The following is a 19,243-nucleotide window of genomic DNA, read 5'->3' on the forward strand; positions in this document are numbered from 1 at the left end:
CAAAGGGGAAATACGACATGTCAGACGAAACAACACGGGCAGGTCTGGCGGACGTACTGAAGATCGGGCTCCTGGGGGCGGTGCGAGCCTGGCGGGGGCGCCAGGAGATCCCGCTCGGGCCGCCCCGGCAGCGGGCGGCGCTGGCCCTGCTCGCACTGGACGCGGGCCGGCTCGTCTCGGTGAACCGGCTGATCGAGGGCCTGTGGGGCGAACGTCCCCCGGCCGGGGCGCGCAACCTGGTGCAGGGGTACGTCTCCCGGCTGCGCCCCGCCCTGGCCGCGGCCGGCGTCACCATCGCCTACCGCCCGCGCGGCTACCAGCTCGGCCTGGACCCCGGGCAGGTGGACGTGCACGAGTTCCGGACGGCGGTCACCCGCGCGCGGGCCGGGGAGACGGCCGAGCGGCAGGCCGCCGGGCTGCGCCGCGCCCTGACCCTGTGGCGGGGCGAGCCGCTGACCGGCGTCTCCGGCGGCGAGCTGCTGGACCGGCTGCGCGACGCCCTGGCCGAGGAACGCCTCGCAGCCGTCGAGGAGTGCCTGGACGCCGAGGTCCGGGCGGGCCGCGCCGCCGTGCTGGTCCCCGAGCTGATCGCGCTGGTCGCCGAGCACCCGTTCCGTGAGGGGCTGGTGGGCCTGCTCATGCTGGCGCTGTGCCGGGCCGGCCGCCGCGTGGACGCCCTGGAGCGGTACGATCGCACCCGCCGCCGCCTCACCGAGGAACTGGGCCTGGACCCCGGCCCCGAGCTGCGGCAACTGCACCAGCGCATCCTGCGCGGGAACGTTCCGCCGATCAGGCCGTCCGATTCCCGGGAAACGGTGACGCCCGCCCAGCTGCCGCCCGGCCCCGGCCAGTTCACCGGGCGGACGGCCCAGCTCCGGCTGCTCGACCCGCTCGGGATCGGCGGCGACCCGGCCTCCGGCGGGACGTCGATCGCGGTGCTGACCGGCGCGGGCGGCTCGGGCAAGACCGCCCTGGCCCTGCACTGGGCCCACCGCGACCGCCACCGCTTCCCCGACGGCCAGCTCTACGTGGACCTGCGCGGGCACTCGGCCGAGCGGCCGCTGCTGCCGATCGAGGCGCTGGGCCGCTTCCTGCGCGGGCTCGGCGTGCCCGCCGAGCGCGTGCCCGGCACGGTGGAGGAGGCCAGCGCGGCCTACCGCAGCCTGCTGGCCGACCGGCGGGTGCTGGTGGTGCTGGACAACGCCGGCAGCGAGGAGCAGGTCCGCCCGCTGCTGCCGGGCGGGCCGCGCTGCGCCACCGTGATCACCAGCAGGGACCGCCTGGACGGCCTGGTCGCCCGGGACGGCGCGATCCCCGTCCCGCTCGGCATGTTGTCCACCGGCGAGGCGGTCACGCTGTTCGGCGGCCTCCTCGGCGGCGAGCGGCTGGCCGCCGAGCGGGACGCGGCGCTCGACCTGGCCCGGGCGTGCGGCCGGCTGCCGCTGGCGCTGCGCATCGCCGCCGCGGGCATCCTCGGCAGGGCCGACGGGGACGCCGCCGGCGGCATCGCCGGCCAGGTGCGCCGGCTGACCAGCACCCGATTATCGGCCCTGGCGGTCACCGGCGATCCGCACGCGGCCGTGCGCGGCGCGTTCGACCTGTCCTACCACCGCCTGGATCCGGCGGCACGGCGGCTGTTCCGGCTGCTCGCGCTCGTCCCGGGGCCCACGTTCACCGCGGGGGCGGCCGGCGCGCTGGCCGGGACCGTCCCGGCCGAGGCCGACCGGCTGCTGTCCGGGCTCGCCGCCGCGCACCTGGTCGAGGAGCCGGAGCCGGGCCGCTACACCTTCCACGACCTGATGCGGGAGTACGCCCGCGAACGCGTGCTGGCCGAGGAGCCCGCGCCGGGGCGGGCCCGTGCCCTGGACGCGCTGATGGCCTGGTACCTGCGGATGGTCCGGGAAGCCGGCGACGTCGCCTATCCCCACCTGCTGCGCGCCCCCGCCGACGGCTCCCGACGTCCGGTCGCCTTCACCGGCGCGACCGCCGCGCTGGCCTGGCTGGACGCCGAACGCGCCAACCTCGTCGCCGCCGTCCGGAACGCCCCCGGCCACCCGTACGCCTGGCGGCTCATCGACGCCATGAACGGCTACCTCGACCTGACCGGCGGCCAGCCCGGCTGGACGGACGTGCTGCGGGACGCCCGGCAGGCCGCCCGCGCGGCCGGCGACCACCTGGGCCAGGCGGCCGTCGGGCACTGCCTGGCCTCCACGCGGTGGCGGGCGGCCGAGCTGACCGAGGCGGTCGAGGAGTTGCGGGGGGCGTTCACGGCCGCCGAACGGGCCGGCTGGCCGGAGGGCAGGCTCGCGGCGCTGGCCGCGCTCGGCGTGGTCCACCTCCAGCAGGGCAGGCTGGGCGCGGCCCGGCGGCTGCTGACCCTGGCCGTGGACGGCTCCCGGCGCTCCGCGCGGGTGGGGGCCGCGCCGCTCGTCCACCTGGGGCTGGCGCTGACCCAGATGGGCCGGCTCGGCGTCGCCGAGGAGCACCTGAGCGAGGCGTTGTCGCTCTGCCGCGACCGCGGGCTGCCGGCGACCGAGGCCGCCGCGCTGGCCGGGCTCGGCGCCGTGCTGCGGCTGACCGGGCGGCTGGGCGAGGCCGTCCGGTGCCTGACGGCGGCGCGCGGGCTCGGCGCCGCGATCGGCGAGCGGTACCAGGCCGACCTGTGCAGGGAGCTGGCCGACGTGCACCTGGACGCGGGCCGGCGGGCCGACGCGCTCGGCTACGCCGAGGAGGCGCTGCGGCGGGCGCTGGCGGTCGGCGATCCCAAGCTGGAGCTGGACGCCCTGATCGGGCTCGGCCGCATCCGCTGCCAGACCGATCCGGGGGCCGCCGTCGGGCAGCTGACCGCCGCGCTGGAGCGGGCCCGCGGCATCGGCGCCGCCGTGGGCCAGGCGGACGCGCTCGTGGGGCTGGCCGTGGCGCGCACCGGCCTGGACGAGCACCTGGCCGCCATGCGCGACACGCTGGCCGGGCTGGGGCTGGCCAGGAAGGCGGGCGCGGTGCTGGTGCAGGGCGCGGCGCTGGCGGCGTGCGCGGAGGCGGCGCTGGCGGCCGGCGACACGGCCGCGGCCATCTCGTACGCCGCCCGCGCGGCCCGCGTCCACGCCGGCAGCGGCTACAAGCTGGGCGAGGCGCGGGCCCTGGTGACGCTGGGACGCGCCCACCGCCGCATCGGCGACGAGCCGGCCGCCGCACGTTGCCAGGACCGGGCCGGAGACCTGTTCACGGCGGTCCTCGACCCGCCACCGTCCCGCCCGGCCGAGGTGGCCGCGGGCCGATGACCGGCCCGGCCGCGAACGCCGCGCCCCGCCCGGGGGCGAGGTCAGCGGAGGACGCCGTGCTCCGCCGGTGGGTGCGGTCAGTGCAGGACGCCGTGCTCCGCGGCCCAGGCGGCGACCTGCGTGCGCGAGCCGAAGCCCAGCTTGAGCAGGATGTTGGCGACGTGCCGGGCGGCGGTGGCCGGGCTGATGAACAGTTCCTCGCCGATGGCCCGGTTGGACAACCCCCGGCTGATCAGCACGACGATCTCCCGCTCGCGCGGCGTGAGCACCGACGCCGGGCCCGCCGGAGGCCGGGACGCCCCCTGGGCGGGCCGCTCGCCCGCCAGGCCGTAGCGCAGGGCCTCCTCCTCCGTCATGCCGCCGCCCATCGTCCACCAGAGCTGGACCTGCCCCTCACCGGCCTCCGCACGGGCGCGGGCGAGCAGCGGCTCTGGCGTGGCCGAGGTCCAGACGGGCAGCCCGAGGCGGTCCTCCATGGCCCTGGCCGCGGCCCAGAGGCGTACGGCGGGTTCGAGGTCGTGCTGCCCCTCGGCCAGCACGGCCAGCGCGACCAGCACGGAGATGATCGGCAGGTGCTGCCCCATGGACCGGCTCAGCGTCACGCACCGGGCCAGCCGCTCCCTCGCCCGCTCCGCCTCGCCCTGGCGGGCCAGGACCGCGCCGAGCAGGCCGAGACTGGTCGCGAGGACGGGTTTGGCCGCCATCTCCTCGGCCAGCTCGGCGCACTCCTCCAGGTGGCGGCGGGCGGTGTCGAGGTCGCCGAGGAAGTCGGCGAAGCGGCCCAGCTCCAGATGGGCCCTGGTGACCCCCCACAGGTGGCCGAACCGGGCGTAGACCTCGATGGCCTCCTCGCCCCTGGTCAGCGACTCGCGCCGCTGGCCGTGGAAGGCGGCGACCCCGGACAGCAGCAGCCGCGCCGACGCCTCGATCAGGCCGTTGCCGACGAGCAGCGCCAGCTTCAGCGCCTCCTCCCCGCGCTCGGCGGCCAGGGCGACGTCGCCTTTGGTGCCCTCGTACATGCCGGCGATCACGAGGGTGAACGCCAGCATGAAGTCGTCGCCGGTCGCGCGGCGCAGCTCAAGGGCGCGGGCGGCCGACTCGCCGCAGGCGGCGGCGTCCTGCTGCTCGTAGGCCAGGTTGGCGTGGTGGAGCAGGGCCTCGGCGGACAGGTCGCCGAGGGTACGGGCGGCGGGCAGCGCGAGCAGGCTCTCGTACCAGCGGCGGCCCTCGGTCAGCTCGCCGAACCCGGCCCACAGCGGCATGTAGCCGCACGCCAGCCGCAGGCCCGGCTCGGCCAGACCGGACTCGACGGCCCAGGACAGGGCCTCGCGGGCGTTGCCGAGGAGGTCCTGGAGCGCGAGCAGCCGGGCGTAGCGCTCGGGCCAGGTCAGGCCGGGCGTGGCCCACACGTCGCGGCCGTGGTGGTGGGCGAGGTCGGCCAGGCCGTGCAGCAGCCGGTCGCGCAGGTGCCGGGTCTCGCCCGCCGACTCCAGCTTCCCGGCGGCGAACTGGCGGGCCGACTCCAGCAGCCGGTAGCACGAGCTGCCCTGGTCGAACAGGACGAGCGACTTGTCGACCAGGCCGCTGAGCACGTCGAGGACGTGGGCGGCGGCCAGGCTCCGCCCGGCGCAGACGGACTCGGCCAGGTCGAGGGTGAACGGCCCGCTGAACACCGCGAGCCGCCGGAAGAGCACCTGCTCCTGCGGCGCGAGCAGGTCGTGGCTCCATTCGAGGGTGGCCAGCAGGGTGCGCTGCCGGGCCGGCGCCGTACGGCCGCTCGCCGTCAGCAGCCGGAACCGGTCGTTGACCCGGTCGGAGATCTGGCGGGGGGACATCGCGGCGGTCCTGGCCGCGGCCAGCTCCAGGGCCAGCGGCAGGCCGTCGAGGGCCTGGCAGAGCCGGGCGATGTCGCGGGCGTTGGCGCCGGTGACCGCGAGCCCCGACCCGGCCGCCCGCGCCCGGTCGAGGAAGAGCTGCACGGACTCGACCCGCTCGACCTCCTCGGCCGCCTCCGCCGGGCCGGGCACCGCCAGCGGCGGCACCCGCCACACCAGCTCGCCGGGGATCTTCAGCGGCTCCCTGCTGGTGACCAGCAGCCGCAGGTCCTCGCAGGAGGTCAGCAGCCGCTCGGCCAGCTCGGCGCACGCCCCGACCAGATGCTCGCAGTTGTCCAGGACGAGCAGCGGCTTCTTGCCGCGCAGGAAGTCGACCAGCGTGTCCAGCAGCGGCCGCACGCCCTCCTCGTGCACGCCCAGCACCTTGGTGATCTCGTGGACCAGCAGGTCGGCGCGGGTCAGCCCGGACAGCTCGGCCAGCCAGACCCCGTCGGGGAAGGACGGGACCAGCCGGGTGGCGATCTGCAGCGCGCACCGGGTCTTGCCGGTGCCCCCGACGCCGCTGAGCGTCAGCAGCCTGACCTCACCGACCAGCCCGCACAACTCCTCCAGATCCCGCTCCCGCCCGATGAACCTGTCGGGCTCGGCGGGCAGGTTGTGTCTGAGCAACGTCACCATGATCCTCATGTGTCTGGACCCCAGGATTGGCACCCAGTGTGACACCGCCCTCACGAGCTGTCAGAGGTTTGCCCCAAGCGCGGGACCGGGGGCGCCGACCGGGACGATCCGCAACCGCGCGTCGATCAGCAGGGTGACGTCGTGCTCGGCGATGATCCTGCGGCATTCGGCCGGGTCGGGCTCGTGCGCCGCGACCAGCCGGGCCCCCGCGCCGAGCACCATGTCGTACGCCCGCAGGTCGGCCCCGGCGACCAGGACGACGTCGGCCGCGCTCACCTTGCGGGCGGTGGTGAGCCGGGCGGTGGGCTCGATCGGCCCGTCGGCGCCGAGCAGGCTGTCGAAGCCGGCCGTGCCGGGGATGCCGGTGAAGGAGTAGACCTGCCGGATGTCGGCCTCCAGGGCGATCGCGTCGGCGTCGTCCCGGTCGGTGATCATGATGCGGGCGCCGGCGGCGGCCGGTCCGCCGGGGATGGACACGACCACGCCGCCCGCGGCGAGCACGGCGTACCCGGCGACGGGGAGGTGGCAGCCGCCGCGCAGCAGCACGACCACCGGGTCGCCGGGGCGCAGGCCCCGCCGGCGCAGGCCCTGGGCCGCCTGGCGGGCGCGGACGGCCAGCGTGCCGTACGTGAGCGTGGCGCCGCTCGCGGCCTCGGCGACCGCCACGCGCGGGCCGAGAGCGGCCGCCCGCAGCAGGACCGTCTCCGTCCAACCAGTCATGGCTCCAGGGTAGGAAGGGGGCGGGCGGGCGGCATGGTCCAGAGTGTGTAACCGAATGTGTAATCCCGTCGCGCCCATACCCGATTGCGCATGGCTTGAGCCCGCGCGGGGGCGGCGCGCGTACCTCCTGACGGCAGATCCCGGTTCCGGTTTCGGAGGTACGTCATGCACCGCAGAGTCGTCCTGCTGTCCGTCGTCGCGCTCGCCGTGGCGGGCGCGCCGGTACCCGCGCAGGCGGGAACCACGTCCGCCCCCGGGCCCGTGGGCTGGTCGGGGGCCGGCACGTCGTCCGAGCGCAGGACCGTCACGGAGTACTGGACGCCGGAGCGCATGCGGGCGGCCAGGCCGCTCTCCGCGCCCGCGCCGCGCCGCAGGACGTCCTCCGACGGGCCGACGCAGGGCTCGCCGTGGGCGTCCCGCGGCGTCACGGGCTCCCGCCGGATCACGACCTCCTCCTGGACCGGCGGTGGCGGCGCGGCCGCCGCCACGGGTGCCGGGGGCACGGCGGCGGCCGGCCGGCAGGCGGCGCCGGTGCAGAACAGTCCCGGCCAGGCGTGGGCCGACGGGGGCGGCGTCGTCCGCACGGTCGGCCGGGTGTTCTTCACCACCGCCGAGGGAGGTACGGCCTCCTGCTCGGGCACCGCCGTGACCAGCGCCAACCAGAGCGTCGTGATGACCGCGGGCCACTGCGTCAAGCTGAACGGCGCCGCCCACCGCAACTGGGTGTTCGTCCCGGGCTTCGCCGACGGCCGCCGCCCGTTCGGCACGTGGGTGGCCACCCGGGTGCTGACCACCCAGCAGTGGAACACCAACGAGGACATCAACTTCGACGTCGCCGCCGTCGTGGTCGCGCCCTTACAGGGACGCACGCTCACCGACGTCGTCGGCGGGCAGGGGGTGGCCTTCAACCAGCCCACCGGACGGCAGATGTTCTCCTTCGGCTACCCGGCCGCCGCTCCCTTCGACGGCTCTGACCTGGTGTTCTGCAGCGGGAAGGCGTTCAAGGACCCGGTCAGGACGCGCGACCAGGGGCTGCGTTGCGCGATGACCGGCGGGTCGAGCGGCGGGCCGTGGTTCGAGGGGTTCGACACCTCCACCGGGCTCGGCTGGCTGAACTCCGTCAACAGCTTCAAGTACGACTTCGCCCCCGACTTCATGTTCGGCCCCTTCTTCGGCAACGAGGCCATGGCCGTCTACCAGGCCGCACAACGCTCCGGCGCCGCCTGACGACCCCTTACTCCTCCGGTTGATCCGTTTTGGTCCCCCCAACCGGTATTCCGGCCGCACGGCGGACGCTCTGATCCGGCGCACGAACGCCATCACGCCGCCAGGCGACTACCGGGGGACCACGGTGACCCACGCCCACGCCGCTCTCCACCGCCGCACCCACACCCAGACCCACCCCCACGCCCATCGCCCCTTCCGTGAGCGGCGAGCTGCCCGTGCCCTTCCCGGTACCGGCGCTCCGGCCGCCGGGCCGCTGCCTGAACTCCCCCTGTGCCGTGTCCGGGGGCCGCGGGCGGGCGGCTCGTGAGCGCGGTGGACGCGGTCGTGCCCCGCCCGGTGGCGGTGCTGCGGCTGCTGGCGGGGCGGGGCGCGTTCAGGGCCGGTACGCAGGTGGCCGCGGCGGCCCCGGCGGCCGTGTGGGACGGGTCCACGTTCGGCCACTTCGCCGCCGCCCTCGGGCTGTGCGGCTGGCTGCTCCTGGTCGCGGACGCGCCGGAGAAGGCGGCGCTGAAGACGCTGGCGCGGGTCAGCCGGATCGGCCCGGCGGTCTCCCGGCTCGCGGTGGCCATGGCCGCCGCGCCGGTGGCGGTGCTGCTGGCGGTGCTCGTTCCCGTGGCGGTGACCGCGCCGCTGTCCGTGGCGACCCTGTATCTCGCGGCCGGGGCGTGGTCGGCCTGCACAGGCCTGCTGATGGCGGTCTCCGGCCTGCACCGCGTGCGCGGGCGGCCCGTGCTGGACACGATGGCGTTCGGGGCGAGCGGTGGCGTGGTGCTCGCCGTCACCGCCGCCACCCTGTGGATCGGCTGGCCGCCGCAGACACACCTGCTGCTCGTCCTGGCCGGGACGGTCGCGGTGACCTGCGCGGCCCTCGCGGCGCTCCCCCGCGACTGGCTGCCGCTCCTTGGAACGGGTGCCGCCCCTGGACGGCGGTTGCTGCGTCCCCTGGCTCGGGCCACCTGGCTGCTGGGAGTGGCCGACCTGTGTGACGCGCTCTGCTTCGCGGCCGTGTACCTGGTGCTCGGCGTCTCCGGGCGGTCGGGGCAGAGCGGCGTGCTGTACCTCGCGCTGCTTCCGGCGGTCGCGGTCTGCCAGCTCGCCATCTACCTGCTGCGGGTCGCCCAGCCCGCGACCTCGCGGCGGCTGCGCGGGCCCGCCGGGCGGGCCGGGCGGGCCCGCGCGGTCCGGCTCCTGGGCCGGGTCGAGCGGGCGGGGGCCGCCGTCGCCGTCGCGTGCGCGGTCCTGCTCTGGTGGGCGCTGCCGGACGGGCGCGCGACGTCGCCCGGGGTGATGGGCGGGCTGGTCCTCGTCGTGCTGGCGCTGTTCCTGACCGTCATGTACGCGGCCTACCTGGTGGAGAACACGAACAACGACGTGCTCGCCGTGACGTCGGCGGGCGCGTTCGCCGGGCTGGTGGCCACCGGGACGCTGGCGGCCGTCGTCGTGCCGTGGGCGGGGGCCGCCGGTGGCGTGGTGGCGCTCGCCCTGGGCGTCCCGGTCAAGGCCCATGTGATGCGCCGGATGCTCATCTCGCGGAACTCGGAGTGACGACATGGACGTACTGGGCATCTCCCGGGCGCACGACTCTGCGGCGGCGCTGGTGCGCGACGGCGAGATCGTGGCGTTGGCCGAGGAGGAGCGCTTCACCCGCGTCCGGCACGACGGCCGGCTGCCCCGGCGGGCGGTCGCGTACTGCCTGGAACAGGCGGGGATCGGGCTGGACGAGGTGGACCACGTCGCCTTCCACGGGTCGCGGGCCGGTTCCCCTCCCGACTGGGAGGTCAGGGAGGCCGCCGGGCACACCGGGCCGGTCGGGTACGGGGTGCACCTCGTGGAACACCACCGGGCGTACGCGGCGGGCGCGTTCTACGCGAGCCCGTTCGACTCCGCCGCCGTGCTCACCATGGACGCGGCCGGCACCTGCCTGGCCGTGGCCGACGGCGCGCGGATCAGGCACCTGCGGCACGTCGGGCGGCCCCATTCCCTGGGCGCCCTGTACGCGGCGGTCACCGGCTACCTGGGCTTCCGTCCCGGCAGGGACGAGGACAAGGTGATGGCCCTGGCCGCGTACGGCGACGACACCTACCTCCAGCCCTTCGCCGACCTGCTGCGCCTGACCCCGTACGGCGGCCACGAGCTGGACCTGAGCTGGTTCGAGCCGCACGGGGACGGCGGGCGGCACGCGGTCTCGGCGAAGTTCCTGGACGCCTTCGGCCCGCCGGGACCGCCTGCCGTCGAGACCCCCACCCAGCACTCCGCGGACGTCGCCTTCGCCCTCCAGGCCACCCTTGAGCGGGCCGCGCTGCACCTGGCCCGCTGGCTGCGCGAGACGACCGGTTCGACCCGGCTCGCGGTGGCCGGCGACGCGGCGATGAACCCGATGCTGAACGGCCGCCTGCTGGCCGAGTCCGGCTTCGAGGAGCTGTCGGTTCAGCCGGCCGCCGCCTCGCTCGGCGCGGCGCTGGAGGTGAGCGTCGGCCTGTACGGGCGTCCCCGTCCGGCGGGCGGTCAGCTCTTCGCCGGGCCCGGGTTCACCGAGGAACGCATGGAGAAGGCGCTGCGCGACGCGGGCGTGGACTACCGGCGGCCCGGCGACATCGCCCGGCACGCCGCCGCCCGGATCGCCGACGGGCTGATCGTGGGCTGGTTCCAGGGCCGGGCGGAGTGCGGGCCGCGCGGCCTGGGCAACCGGTCGCTGCTGGCCGACCCGCGCGACCCCACCTCCGCCACGCGCATGAACGAGCGGGTCAGGCGGCGGGAGCCGTTCCTGCCGCTGGCGTCGTCGTGCCTGGCCGAACGGTCCGGGGACTACTTCGCGGACGGCCGTCCCTCGCCGGTCATGCTGGTCGGGTTGGACGTGCTGGACCACCGGCGCGGCGAGGTGCCCGCGATCACGCACGTGGACGGCAGCGCCCGCGTCCAGACGGTGAGCCGCGCCGGCAACCCGGACTTCCACGCGCTGATCACCCGCTTCGAGGAGCTGACCGGCGTGCCGATGCTGGCCGGCGCCTCCTTCCGGGACGACGACGAGCCGATCGTGTGCACACCCGAGGACGCCGTCGCCTGCTACCTCAGGACGGGCGCGGACGCGCTGGCCCTCGGCCCGTTCTGGGCCGGGAAACGGCGGTCCGGCGAACCGGAACTCCAGCTGGAGGAGGCCCGATGAGCGGCACGAGGTCCCTGGTGGTGCTCGGGGCGGCGGACGGCTCGCTGTCCACCTACCGGGCGGCGTCCGGCATGGGCCTGCGGACGATCGCGGTGGACCGCTCGGCCGACGCGCCCGGCGTCGCGCTCGCCGACGAGTACCTGCCGGTCAGCACCCACGATCCCGACGCCGTCACCGCCGCGCTCGCCGGACGTGCCGACCTGGCCGGCGTGGTGGCCCCGTCCAGCGACGTCGCGGTGCCCGCGCTGCGGGCGGTGGCCGAGGCGTACGGGCTGCCGGGCCGGCTGTCGGAGACGGCGGCGCGGGCCTCGGTGGACAAGTGGGTGCTGCGCGGCCTCCTCGACGACCTGGGCGTGTCCTCCTACCCCTGGATCGTCGGCGACGACCCGGCCGACCTGGCGACGCGGGCGCGGGGGCTGCGCTTCCCCGTGGTCGTCAAGCCGGCCGATGCCCAGAGCGGGCGCGGGGTGAGCAGGTGCGCCGCCCCCGGCGACGTGCTCGCCGCCGCCGAGGAGGCCCGGCGCAGCTCGTACGGCGGGCCGCTGGTGCTGACCATGAGCCGCCGGATGCCGGCCGGGCTGCCCGGCGAGGTCCTGGACACCACACGCTCGATCATGGACAAGGTCTGCGCTCGCCTGGACTACCGGCGCGGCCCGCTGAACCTCGACCTCATCGTCACCCCGGCCGGCCGGCCGTACGTCATCGAGCTCGGCCTGCGGACGGGCGGCAACGGCACCGACGACATGGTGCGGTCCTGCCACGGCGTCGATCCGGTGCTGGCCGCCGTGCGGGCGGCGGTGGGCCTGCCGATCGAGCTGCGGCCGCATCCGCCCCGGCCGGTCCTGTGGCAGGTGCTGACCGCCGGGCGCGCGGGCGAGCTGGTGTCGGTGTCCGGCGTGGAGGAGGCCAGGGCCCTGCCGGGGGTGGCCGAGCTGGTCCTGCTGGCCCGCCCCGGACAGCGGGTACGGCCCTACCGCGACGTCTCCGACCGGCTCGGCTGGTTCGTCGTGCACGCGTCCGGCCCGGCGGAGCTGGAGGCGGCCGCCGCCGCCGTGACGCGGACGCTGCGCTTCGAGGTGCGGGGCGATGGACGGCGTTGACGTGGCCCGCCCGGCCGGCGAGGAGGGCGATGTACGGCGTTGAGGTGGCGCGCTCGATCAGCGAGGTCGGCGCCGGGGAGTGGGACGCGCTCGCCGACGGCGTGCCCTTCGTGCGGCACCACTGGCTGGCCCTGGCCGAGCGCGTGCTGGCCGAGCACCGGCCCCGCTACCTGCTGGTCCGCAAGGACGGCGGGCTCGTGGCCGCGGCGGTGTGCGCGCTGGAGCACCGGCTGCACAACCCGGTGCTGGAGTCCCGGTTCGGGCGGCTGACCAGGCGGTGGCCGTTCCTGCAGGTCCAGGCGCCGATGACGGCGACGTCCGGGCTGCTGGGCGGTGAGGGGCCGCAGCGGCGGGTCCTGCTGCGGGCGGTGCGGTCGCTGGTCAGGCGCGAGCGGCTGCTGTTCTGCGTGGTCGACCACCTGCCGTACGCAGCCGGGCAGCCGGGCTACAGCCGCCTGGGCTGGCTGCCGGAGACGCTGCTGGACCTGACGTGGCCGTCGTACGAGGCGTACCTGGACCATCTGCCGCGCAAGAGGCGGGCCGAGATCCGGCGGACGCAGCGCCGGGCCGAGCGGGAGGGCATCGAGGTCCGGCCGCTCCTCGCCGGGCCCGGCGGGGAACTGGGCCGGCTGCTGGACCGGATGGTGGCCGCGGTGGACCTGCGCCACGGGCCGCACGTCTTCTACCGGCCCGGCCTGTTCCCCGAGGCGGCCGGCGTCCTGGGGGCGGACCTGACCGTCCTGGCCGCCTACCGGCACGGCGCGCCGGCGGGCTGCGTGGCGCTGCTGCGCGACGGCGACGAGCTGGTCGCCCGGTGGATCGGGCGCGACTACGCGCGTACGGAGGGCACCGCCGTCTACCACGCGCTGCTCACGGCGTGCGTACGGGCCGCCGTCGGCTCGGGCGCGCGCAGGCTGCGGCTCGGCGGCGCGGCGTACGAGACGAAGAAGCAGTTCGGGGTGCGGCTGGAGCCGCGCAGCCGGTTGTTCGCCGCCCGCAGCGGGATGGTCACCCGGTTCGTGGGCGGGCTGGGCCACCGCCTGGACCCCCCGCAGCTCCCGCCCCCCAGCACGTGACCCGGAAAGGACGAGGGCCGGTGCGCGCCTCCTATCTCCCTTCGCTGACCCTGGACGAGTACCTGCGCCTGGTCGCGACCGTCCACCCGCAGGTGCACGCCGTGCTGGACTTCGACCGGCCGGGTGCGGCGCGGGCGCTCGGCGTGCTCGTCGCGACCAGCAGCGAGTTCGACTCCGACCGCGGCGGGCGGGGCGACTCCTACCGCCGCGCCCAGCAGGACGCGCTGGTGCGCTGGACCGGCATCCGGGCGCTCCTCGGCCTGCTCACCCCCGATCCGGCGGACGGGCCGCCGCTGCTGCTGGACGTCCTCGGCGGGGACGGGACGGTCGCGCGGGCGGCCGCCGGGCGGCTGGGCAGCCTGGACGCCAAGCCGCTGATCATCACCGGCGACCTGTCCGGCCAGATGGTCGACCGGGCGGCCGGATCGTGCTGCACGACTTCGACGACTCCGGCCCCATGGCGGGGTTCTTCGCGCGGGTCGTGCATCCGCACGCGGCGGGCGGGCACGCCTACCGGCACTTCACCCGGACCGGCCTGGCCGCCCTGTTCGCGGACGCGGACCTGCCCGTACGGGTGCTCGACCTGTACGACCCGCTGATCGTCCGGGCCGGGAGCGAGGCGGCCGCCAAGGAGCGCATGTGCCGCTACGTCGCCGACATGTACGGCCTCGGCGCGTACTTCGCCGCCCTGGGGGACGTCGAGGCGGCCTGGCGGGTCCTGGAACGGCACTTCGACCACGGGACGCACCGGCACACCCCACCCCGCCCGGTCGTCTACCGGCGTGACGGGCACTACGTGGCGGAGCTCCCGAGGACGGCCCTGGTCGCCCTGGCCACGAAACCCACCGGGCGCCCCTCGGCGGGAGACGCATGAACCCCCGGCGCTCAGCCCTCGCGGGGCTTCGGGGGGTGCTCGCCTGCGAAGACGCGCAGTTGGAGGGCCAGCGTGGCGTAGTAGCCGACCAGCGTGGTCAGCTCGAACAGGCCGCGCTCGCCGAGCGCCGCCGTGACCGCCCGGTAGTCCTCCTCGCTCAGCGTCCCCGCCCCGGTCAGCTCGCGGGCGGCGTGCACGGCGGCGCGTTCGGCCGGGTCGGCCAGGTCGGGCGGCCGCCCCTCGCGCAACGCGGTCAGCTCGGCGTCGGTCAGGCCGCAGGCCCGGCCCACCGCCTCGTGCGCGGCGCGCTCGAACTCGCTGCCCCAATGGGCGGCCACCACGAGGATCGCCAGCTCCCTGGCCCGGCCGGGCAGCACCGAGCCGTAGCGCACCGCCGCGCCCAGCGCCTGGAGCGCGCCGCCGACCGGCGGGCTCAGCAGCATGGCGTTGAACGGGCCGCGCAGCCGTCCACGCTCGTCGGCGAGGGGGAAGACCTGGGGGCCCGCCGCCCGGGGGCCGCCCGTGATGGCGCGGTAGACCTCGGCCTGGGCGTCGTCGAGGTCCTCCGGGGGCAGGGCGGGCAGCCGGGCGGTCATGCGGTGCTCCTGTCTCGGCGACGGCGCGGTCACCCGGCCTCCGCGACCGGCGGACCTGCGGCGACGTCTGCCCCCGGCTGCCGGTGAGGCGGTTAGCCGTGGCCGGATCACGGAACATCCTAGGTCTCTAGCCGCGCGGCCGTCTTGGAGCCATGACCATGGAGTTCGCCACTTCCCACAGCCACCGTCCGCCGGGGCGTCCCTCGTGACCAGGACGGGGGTGTCCGGCCCGCTGCTGGTCGTGCTCGGCCTGCTGTCGGCGGTGGCGCCGCTGGCCACCGACATGTACCTGCCCGTGTTCACCGACCTGGCGGCCGACCTGGGGACGGGGGCGGCCGGCGTGCAGCTCACGCTGACCGCGTTCCTCACCGGGCTGGCGCTGGGGCAGCTCGTCATCGGGCCGCTGTCGGACCGGTTCGGCCGCCGCGGGCCCATCCTGCTGGCCACCGCGGCGGCCCTGGTCGCCTGCGTCCTGTGCGCGCTCGCGCCGGACATCCGGACGCTCGTCGCCCTGCGCTTCGTGCACGGGTTCGCCGGGTCGGCGGGCATCGTCATCGGCCGCGCGGTGGCGGCCGACCTGACGACCGGCCGGGCGGCGGCGCGGATCTTCTCGCTGCTGGCCTCCGTGGTCGGCGTCGCGCCCGTGGTGGCCCCGCTGATCGGTGGCGCGCTGTCGCCCGCCGGCTGGCGCGTGGAGTTCTGGGTGATGGCCGGGATCTCGGCCGTGATGCTGCTCGGCTCGGCGCTCGTCGTGCCCGAGACGCTGCCGCCCGGACGCCGGCACGCGGGCGGCCTGGCCGCCACCGGGCGCAACGTGCGGCGGCTGTTCGCCGACCGGGGCTATGTCGGTTACGTCTTCTCCTTCGCGTTCGGCTTCGCGGGGCTCATGGGGTACATCTCGGCCTCGCCCTTCGTCGTGCAGAACGTGCTGGGCCTGTCCACCCCCGCCTACACCGTGACGTTCGCGGCCAACGCGCTGGGCATGACGCTGACCGGCCTGGTGGGGGCCCGCCTGCTGCGCCGGTTCAGCCCCGAGGGGCTGCTGCGGGCTGGGCAGGGGGCGGTGCTGGGGTTGTCGGCCGTCCTGCTGGTGATGCTGGGGGCGGGGCTGGGCGCGGTGGTGGTGCTGCCCGTGCTGTTCGTGCTGGTCAGCTCGTTCACGCTGATCATGGGGAACGCGGCGGCGCTGACGGTGGGACGGGCCCCGTACGCGACCGGCACGGCGGCGGCCGTGATGGGCGCGTTGCAGTTCGCGCTCGGGGCGCTGGTCTCGCCCCTGGTCGGCCTGGGCGGGGAGGACACCGGGCTGCCGATGGGGGTCACGCTGGTGGTCAGCGCGCTGCTCGGCATCGGCGCCCGCCTGCTCACCAGGGGCCTGCCGGAAACCGGCCCCGCCACCGCCGAGGCCCCCGCCCGCGGGTGAGGCGGTCGGGGGCTCTTCGCGGTCGAGGGCCCCGACGGTCGAGGACCCCGCGGTCGGTGGCCTTCGCGTTCAGGGCCTTCGCGGTCGGGTCAGGGGGCCGGGTGGGTGTGCAGGGCGGTGAGGAGCCAGTCGAGGGCCGGGGCTGAGGAAGCCGGGGGCGGCCATGCGTTGATCACGGCGAGGAGCCGGAGGTAGCGCTCCCTGCGGGGGTCGTTCGCCGCTTCCAGCCTGGCCAGCAGCCGCCGCCGGAGCGCGGCGTCGTCGGGGAGGCGCAGGAGGCGCGCGTACTCCCCGGCGACCGCCGCCACGACCGGTGCGGCCTCGGGCCCGGCGGGGTCCACGCCCGCCGCCAGCGCCGCCCCCGCCCGGCCCAGCCCCAGCGACACGGCATCCCGCCGCACCCCTCCCCCGCCGTCGGCGGCACGGTCGGACGCGTGGGACGTGGTCAAGTCGCGCATCGCCGTCCGGAAGGACGGGTCCGCCATCAGCTCGGCCAGCTCCACCCACGCCTCCACCTGCTCCGGCTCGGCGTCGTCCGGCAGTTCCGGGGTCATCGACACCCTGGCTCCCGCGAGCCCCGGCTCCACGTCCGGGACGGCGGCGTCCAGGAAGTCGCCGACCAGGCGGCGGCGTTCGTCCTGCGACAGTTTCGCGAGTCTGTGCATGAGCTCCATCTCCTTGGGCCCCGAGCCGCGCCGGGCCACCGCCGTCAGCACCGCGTGCCGCAGCCGCAGCGTGCGGATCCGCACCGCCAGCGCCTCGGCGTGCGCCGCCGCGACCTGTGCGAGCGTGAGCTCCCGGTCCACGACCTTCCTGACCGTGGCCAGGTCCACGTCCAGGTCGCGCAGGGTGCGGACGAGGTCGAGGCGGGCCGCGGCGGCGGCGTCGTAGAGGCGGTAACCGGCCGGGCTGCGTTCCACCGGCGGCACGATCCCCTGGTCGGAGTAGAACCTGATGGTCTTGACCGATAGCCCGGTCCGCCGCGCCAGATCGCCGATCGTGTAGAGGGTGCCGCCGTCCATGCCTCCACCTTCGCGTCTCCCCTTGGTGGAGGCTCAAGCGCCTCCCTCGTTGCGCGGCCCCGGCCGCTGACCGTAGTGTCAGCCTCGGATCGTGACTGGCGTGATCGTAAGGTGGGACTGACCACCGGGGAGCGGTCCTGGACGTCGCCGCGCGCCTGGGTGCCCTCACTTCGACGGCTCGGGAGAAGTCATGGCTGAAGAGCACCCCCATTCCTACGGCGACCACGACGCTGCAACTGTGTCGGCCGCCTACCGCAACGCGCTCGACGTGATCGCCGCCGTGGAGCCGGGCGTGGCCGGCGCGATCCGCGCCGAGCTGGCCGACCAGCGCGCCTCACTGAAGCTCATCGCGAGCGAGAACTACGCCTCCCCGGCCGTCCTGCTCACGATGGGCACGTGGCTGTCCGACAAGTACGCGGAAGGCACGATCGGCCACCGCTTCTACGCCGGCTGCCAGAACATCGACACCGTCGAGCAGCTCGCGGCCGACCACGCCAAGGCCCTGTTCGGCGCCGAGCACGCCTACGTCCAGCCCCACTCGGGCATCGACGCCAACCTGGTGGCCTTCTGGGGCATCCTGGCCCACAAGGTGGAGGCCCCGGCCCTGGCCGCCGCCGGCGCCCGGCACGTCAACGACCTGTCGGAAGACGACTGGGAGACCCTGCGCAAGGCCCTGGGCGACCAGCGGGCCCTCGGCATGTCGCTGGACGCGGGCGGTCACCTGACCCACGGCTTCCGTCCCAACATCTCGGGCAAGATGTTCCACCAGCGCTCCTACGGCACCGACCCGGAGAGCGGCCTGCTCGACTACGACGCGCTGCGCGAGACCGCCCGCGAGTTCCGGCCGCTGGTGCTGATCGCCGGGTACTCGGCCTACCCGCGGCGCATCGACTTCTCCCGCATGCGGGAGATCGCCGACGAGGTCGGCGCGGTCCTGATGGTGGACATGGCCCACTTCGCCGGGCTGGTGGCGGGCAAGGTGTTCACCGGCGTGCACGACCCGGTGCCGTACGCGCACGTCACCACGACCACCACGCACAAGTCGCTGCGCGGCCCGCGCGGCGGCCTGGTGCTGTGCCAGCGGGAGTACGCCGACTCGATCGACCGGGGCTGCCCGATGGTGCTGGGCGGCCCGCTCGGCAACGTCATGGCGGCCAAGGCCGTCGCCCTGGCCGAGGCCCGGCAGTCCGCGTTCGCCGACTACGCGCGGGCGGTGGCCGCCAACGCGGTCGCCCTGGCCGAGGGCCTGGTGCGCCGGGGCGTACGCCTGGTCACCGGCGGCACCGACAACCACCTGGTGCTGCTCGACGTGTCCACGTACGGGCTGACCGGGCGGCAGGCCGAGTCGGCGCTGCTCGACGCCGGGATCGTCACCAACCGCAACGCGATCCCGCGCGACCCCAACGGCGCCTGGTACACCTCGGGCATCCGCGTGGGCACCCCGGCGCTCACCTCACGGGGGTTCGGGACGCAGGAGTTCGACCAGGTCGCCGAGCTGATCGTCGGCGTGCTGACCGACACCACGCCGTCGGCCACCTCCAAGGCCAAGTACGACCTGCCGCAGAGCACCGCCGAGAAGACCCGCGCCGCCGCGGCCGAACTGCTCGCCGCCCACCCGCTCTACCCGGGCCTCGACCTGAGCTGAGCCTTGCTGCCGTCCCCCGCTCCGGCCTCGGCCGGGGCTGGCCCCTCACCGCGGGTCGCGACGGGCCTGCCGTGCGAAGTAGGCGGACGCCATCCGGGTGTGGGTGGGGAACGCCAGCTCGGCGGGGCCGTCGATGACCAGCCATTCGGTCGTCTCGTCCGTGGCCTCCATCGGCGGCAGCCCGGACGCGGTGACGCGCGGGCCCAGGCCGAAGATCAGCACGGTGCCGTCCGGGGCGCTGACCACGTCGAAGAGCGTGACGTCGGCGGCCTCGGCCACCACGCCGGTCTCCTCGCGCAGTTCCCGCACCGCCGCCTGCTGCCAGGACTCCCCCACGTCGATGAACCCACCGGGCAGGGCCAGCTCGCCGCGGTGCGGCTCGACGTCCCGGCGTACCACGAGCAGGCCGTCGTCGACGGGCAGCAGCGTCACCGCGACCGGCAGGGGGTTGAGGTAGCTGGTGTTCCCGCAGGCCGCGCAGGTGCGGGGCCAGGGCTGGGCGGGGGCGAAGGCGGCGCCGCAGAAGGAGCAGTACGCGTTCCTGATCACGCCGCGATCCTAGAGCCACCCTGGAAGAACCCGCGGCCTCCCGCCGGCGGCGGG

15 protein-coding genes and 1 riboswitch are annotated in these 19,243 nt (G+C 75.8%); of the genes, 10 read left to right on the top strand and 5 right to left on the bottom strand.

Annotated elements, in window-relative coordinates:
* The first annotated feature begins 17 nt into the window (after positions 1–17).
* Positions 18–3,281, top strand: a complete 3,264-nt coding sequence (locus ACWCSU_RS37995; RefSeq protein ID WP_449941669.1) for a BTAD domain-containing putative transcriptional regulator — start codon at positions 18–20, stop codon at positions 3,279–3,281.
* 77 nt (positions 3,282–3,358) lie between these two features.
* Here ACWCSU_RS37995 and ACWCSU_RS38000 read toward each other — a convergent pair whose 3' ends face one another.
* Both ACWCSU_RS38000 and ACWCSU_RS38005 read right to left on the bottom strand, forming a co-directional pair.
* Positions 3,359–5,785 carry a LuxR C-terminal-related transcriptional regulator gene (locus ACWCSU_RS38000; RefSeq protein WP_449941671.1) on the bottom strand — a complete coding sequence of 809 codons (2,427 nt, stop codon included), beginning with the start codon at positions 5,783–5,785 and terminating at the stop codon, positions 3,359–3,361.
* A gap of 69 nt (positions 5,786–5,854) precedes the next feature.
* Entirely contained in the window at positions 5,855–6,514 is a 660-nt protein-coding gene (locus tag ACWCSU_RS38005; RefSeq protein WP_449941673.1) for an AMP-binding protein, read from the bottom strand.
* Between the two features lie 165 nt (positions 6,515–6,679).
* Between ACWCSU_RS38005 and ACWCSU_RS38010 the strand changes: the two genes are divergently transcribed.
* From ACWCSU_RS38010 to ACWCSU_RS38040, 7 genes are all read left to right on the top strand, one after another.
* Positions 6,680–7,741 (top strand): trypsin-like serine peptidase, encoded by a 1,062-nt coding sequence (locus ACWCSU_RS38010; RefSeq protein ID WP_449941674.1) that lies wholly within the window; start codon positions 6,680–6,682, stop codon positions 7,739–7,741.
* A gap of 303 nt (positions 7,742–8,044) precedes the next feature.
* Entirely contained in the window at positions 8,045–9,286 is a 1,242-nt protein-coding gene (locus ACWCSU_RS38015; RefSeq protein ID WP_449941675.1) for a hypothetical protein, read from the top strand.
* Between the two features lie 4 nt (positions 9,287–9,290).
* A complete protein-coding gene (locus tag ACWCSU_RS38020) occupies positions 9,291–10,904 on the top strand; it encodes a carbamoyltransferase family protein (protein ID WP_449941677.1) in 1,614 nt (537 codons plus the stop codon).
* Positions 10,901–12,004 carry an ATP-grasp domain-containing protein gene (locus tag ACWCSU_RS38025; RefSeq protein ID WP_449941678.1) on the top strand — a complete coding sequence of 368 codons (1,104 nt, stop codon included), beginning with the start codon at positions 10,901–10,903 and terminating at the stop codon, positions 12,002–12,004. Before ACWCSU_RS38020 ends, ACWCSU_RS38025 begins: the two co-directional genes overlap by 4 nt.
* A 29-nt stretch (positions 12,005–12,033) precedes the next feature.
* Positions 12,034–13,080: a GNAT family N-acetyltransferase gene (locus ACWCSU_RS38030; RefSeq protein WP_449941679.1), complete on the top strand. Its 1,047-nt coding sequence runs from the start codon at positions 12,034–12,036 to the stop codon at positions 13,078–13,080.
* Positions 13,081–13,100: 20 nt separating this feature from the next.
* A complete protein-coding gene (locus ACWCSU_RS38035) occupies positions 13,101–13,679 on the top strand; it encodes a hypothetical protein (protein ID WP_449941680.1) in 579 nt (192 codons plus the stop codon).
* A complete protein-coding gene (locus tag ACWCSU_RS38040; protein WP_449941681.1) occupies positions 13,655–13,954 on the top strand; it encodes a hypothetical protein in 300 nt (99 codons plus the stop codon). Before ACWCSU_RS38035 ends, ACWCSU_RS38040 begins: the two co-directional genes overlap by 25 nt.
* Positions 13,955–13,965: 11 nt before the next feature.
* On the opposite strand, the gene ACWCSU_RS38045 is transcribed toward ACWCSU_RS38040, so the two are convergent.
* Positions 13,966–14,550: a carboxymuconolactone decarboxylase family protein gene (locus tag ACWCSU_RS38045; RefSeq protein ID WP_449941682.1), complete on the bottom strand. Its 585-nt coding sequence runs from the start codon at positions 14,548–14,550 to the stop codon at positions 13,966–13,968.
* A 205-nt stretch (positions 14,551–14,755) separates the two neighbouring features.
* Between ACWCSU_RS38045 and ACWCSU_RS38050 the strand changes: the two genes are divergently transcribed.
* Complete coding sequence (locus tag ACWCSU_RS38050) at positions 14,756–15,973, top strand: multidrug effflux MFS transporter (protein WP_449941684.1); 1,218 nt, start codon at positions 14,756–14,758, stop codon at positions 15,971–15,973.
* Between the two features lie 89 nt (positions 15,974–16,062).
* Here the strand turns inward: ACWCSU_RS38050 and ACWCSU_RS38055 are convergent, their stop codons facing one another.
* Positions 16,063–16,995 carry a MerR family transcriptional regulator gene (locus ACWCSU_RS38055; protein ID WP_357707937.1) on the bottom strand — a complete coding sequence of 311 codons (933 nt, stop codon included), beginning with the start codon at positions 16,993–16,995 and terminating at the stop codon, positions 16,063–16,065.
* A gap of 81 nt (positions 16,996–17,076) precedes the next feature.
* Positions 17,077–17,163: riboswitch (ZMP/ZTP riboswitch) on the top strand.
* 22 nt (positions 17,164–17,185) lie between these two features.
* On the opposite strand from ACWCSU_RS38055, the gene ACWCSU_RS38060 reads away from it, so the two are divergent.
* Complete coding sequence (locus ACWCSU_RS38060; RefSeq protein WP_357707935.1) at positions 17,186–18,640, top strand: glycine hydroxymethyltransferase; 1,455 nt, start codon at positions 17,186–17,188, stop codon at positions 18,638–18,640.
* 45 nt (positions 18,641–18,685) lie between these two features.
* Here ACWCSU_RS38060 and ACWCSU_RS38065 read toward each other — a convergent pair whose 3' ends face one another.
* Entirely contained in the window at positions 18,686–19,189 is a 504-nt protein-coding gene (locus ACWCSU_RS38065) for an NUDIX domain-containing protein (protein WP_449941686.1), read from the bottom strand.
* Positions 19,190–19,243: the final 54 nt, after the last annotated feature.

The sequence above is a fragment of the Nonomuraea sp. NPDC001699 genome (assembly GCF_053596455.1).

Excerpts from the sequence above, each read along its gene's own strand:
- ACWCSU_RS38060 (WP_357707935.1), top strand. The coding sequence starts at position 17,186 with ATGGCTGAAGAGCACCCCCATTCCTACGGCGACCACGACGCTGCAACT.
- ACWCSU_RS38045 (WP_449941682.1), bottom strand. The coding sequence starts at position 14,550 with ATGACCGCCCGGCTGCCCGCCCTGCCCCCGGAGGACCTCGACGACGCC.
- ACWCSU_RS38020 (WP_449941677.1), top strand. The coding sequence starts at position 9,291 with ATGGACGTACTGGGCATCTCCCGGGCGCACGACTCTGCGGCGGCGCTG.
- ACWCSU_RS37995 (WP_449941669.1), top strand. The coding sequence starts at position 18 with ATGTCAGACGAAACAACACGGGCAGGTCTGGCGGACGTACTGAAGATC.
- ACWCSU_RS38025 (WP_449941678.1), top strand. The coding sequence starts at position 10,901 with ATGAGCGGCACGAGGTCCCTGGTGGTGCTCGGGGCGGCGGACGGCTCG.
- ACWCSU_RS38005 (WP_449941673.1), bottom strand. The coding sequence starts at position 6,514 with ATGACTGGTTGGACGGAGACGGTCCTGCTGCGGGCGGCCGCTCTCGGC.
- ACWCSU_RS38030 (WP_449941679.1), top strand. The coding sequence starts at position 12,034 with ATGTACGGCGTTGAGGTGGCGCGCTCGATCAGCGAGGTCGGCGCCGGG.
- ACWCSU_RS38010 (WP_449941674.1), top strand. The coding sequence starts at position 6,680 with ATGCACCGCAGAGTCGTCCTGCTGTCCGTCGTCGCGCTCGCCGTGGCG.
- ACWCSU_RS38055 (WP_357707937.1), bottom strand. The coding sequence starts at position 16,995 with ATGGACGGCGGCACCCTCTACACGATCGGCGATCTGGCGCGGCGGACC.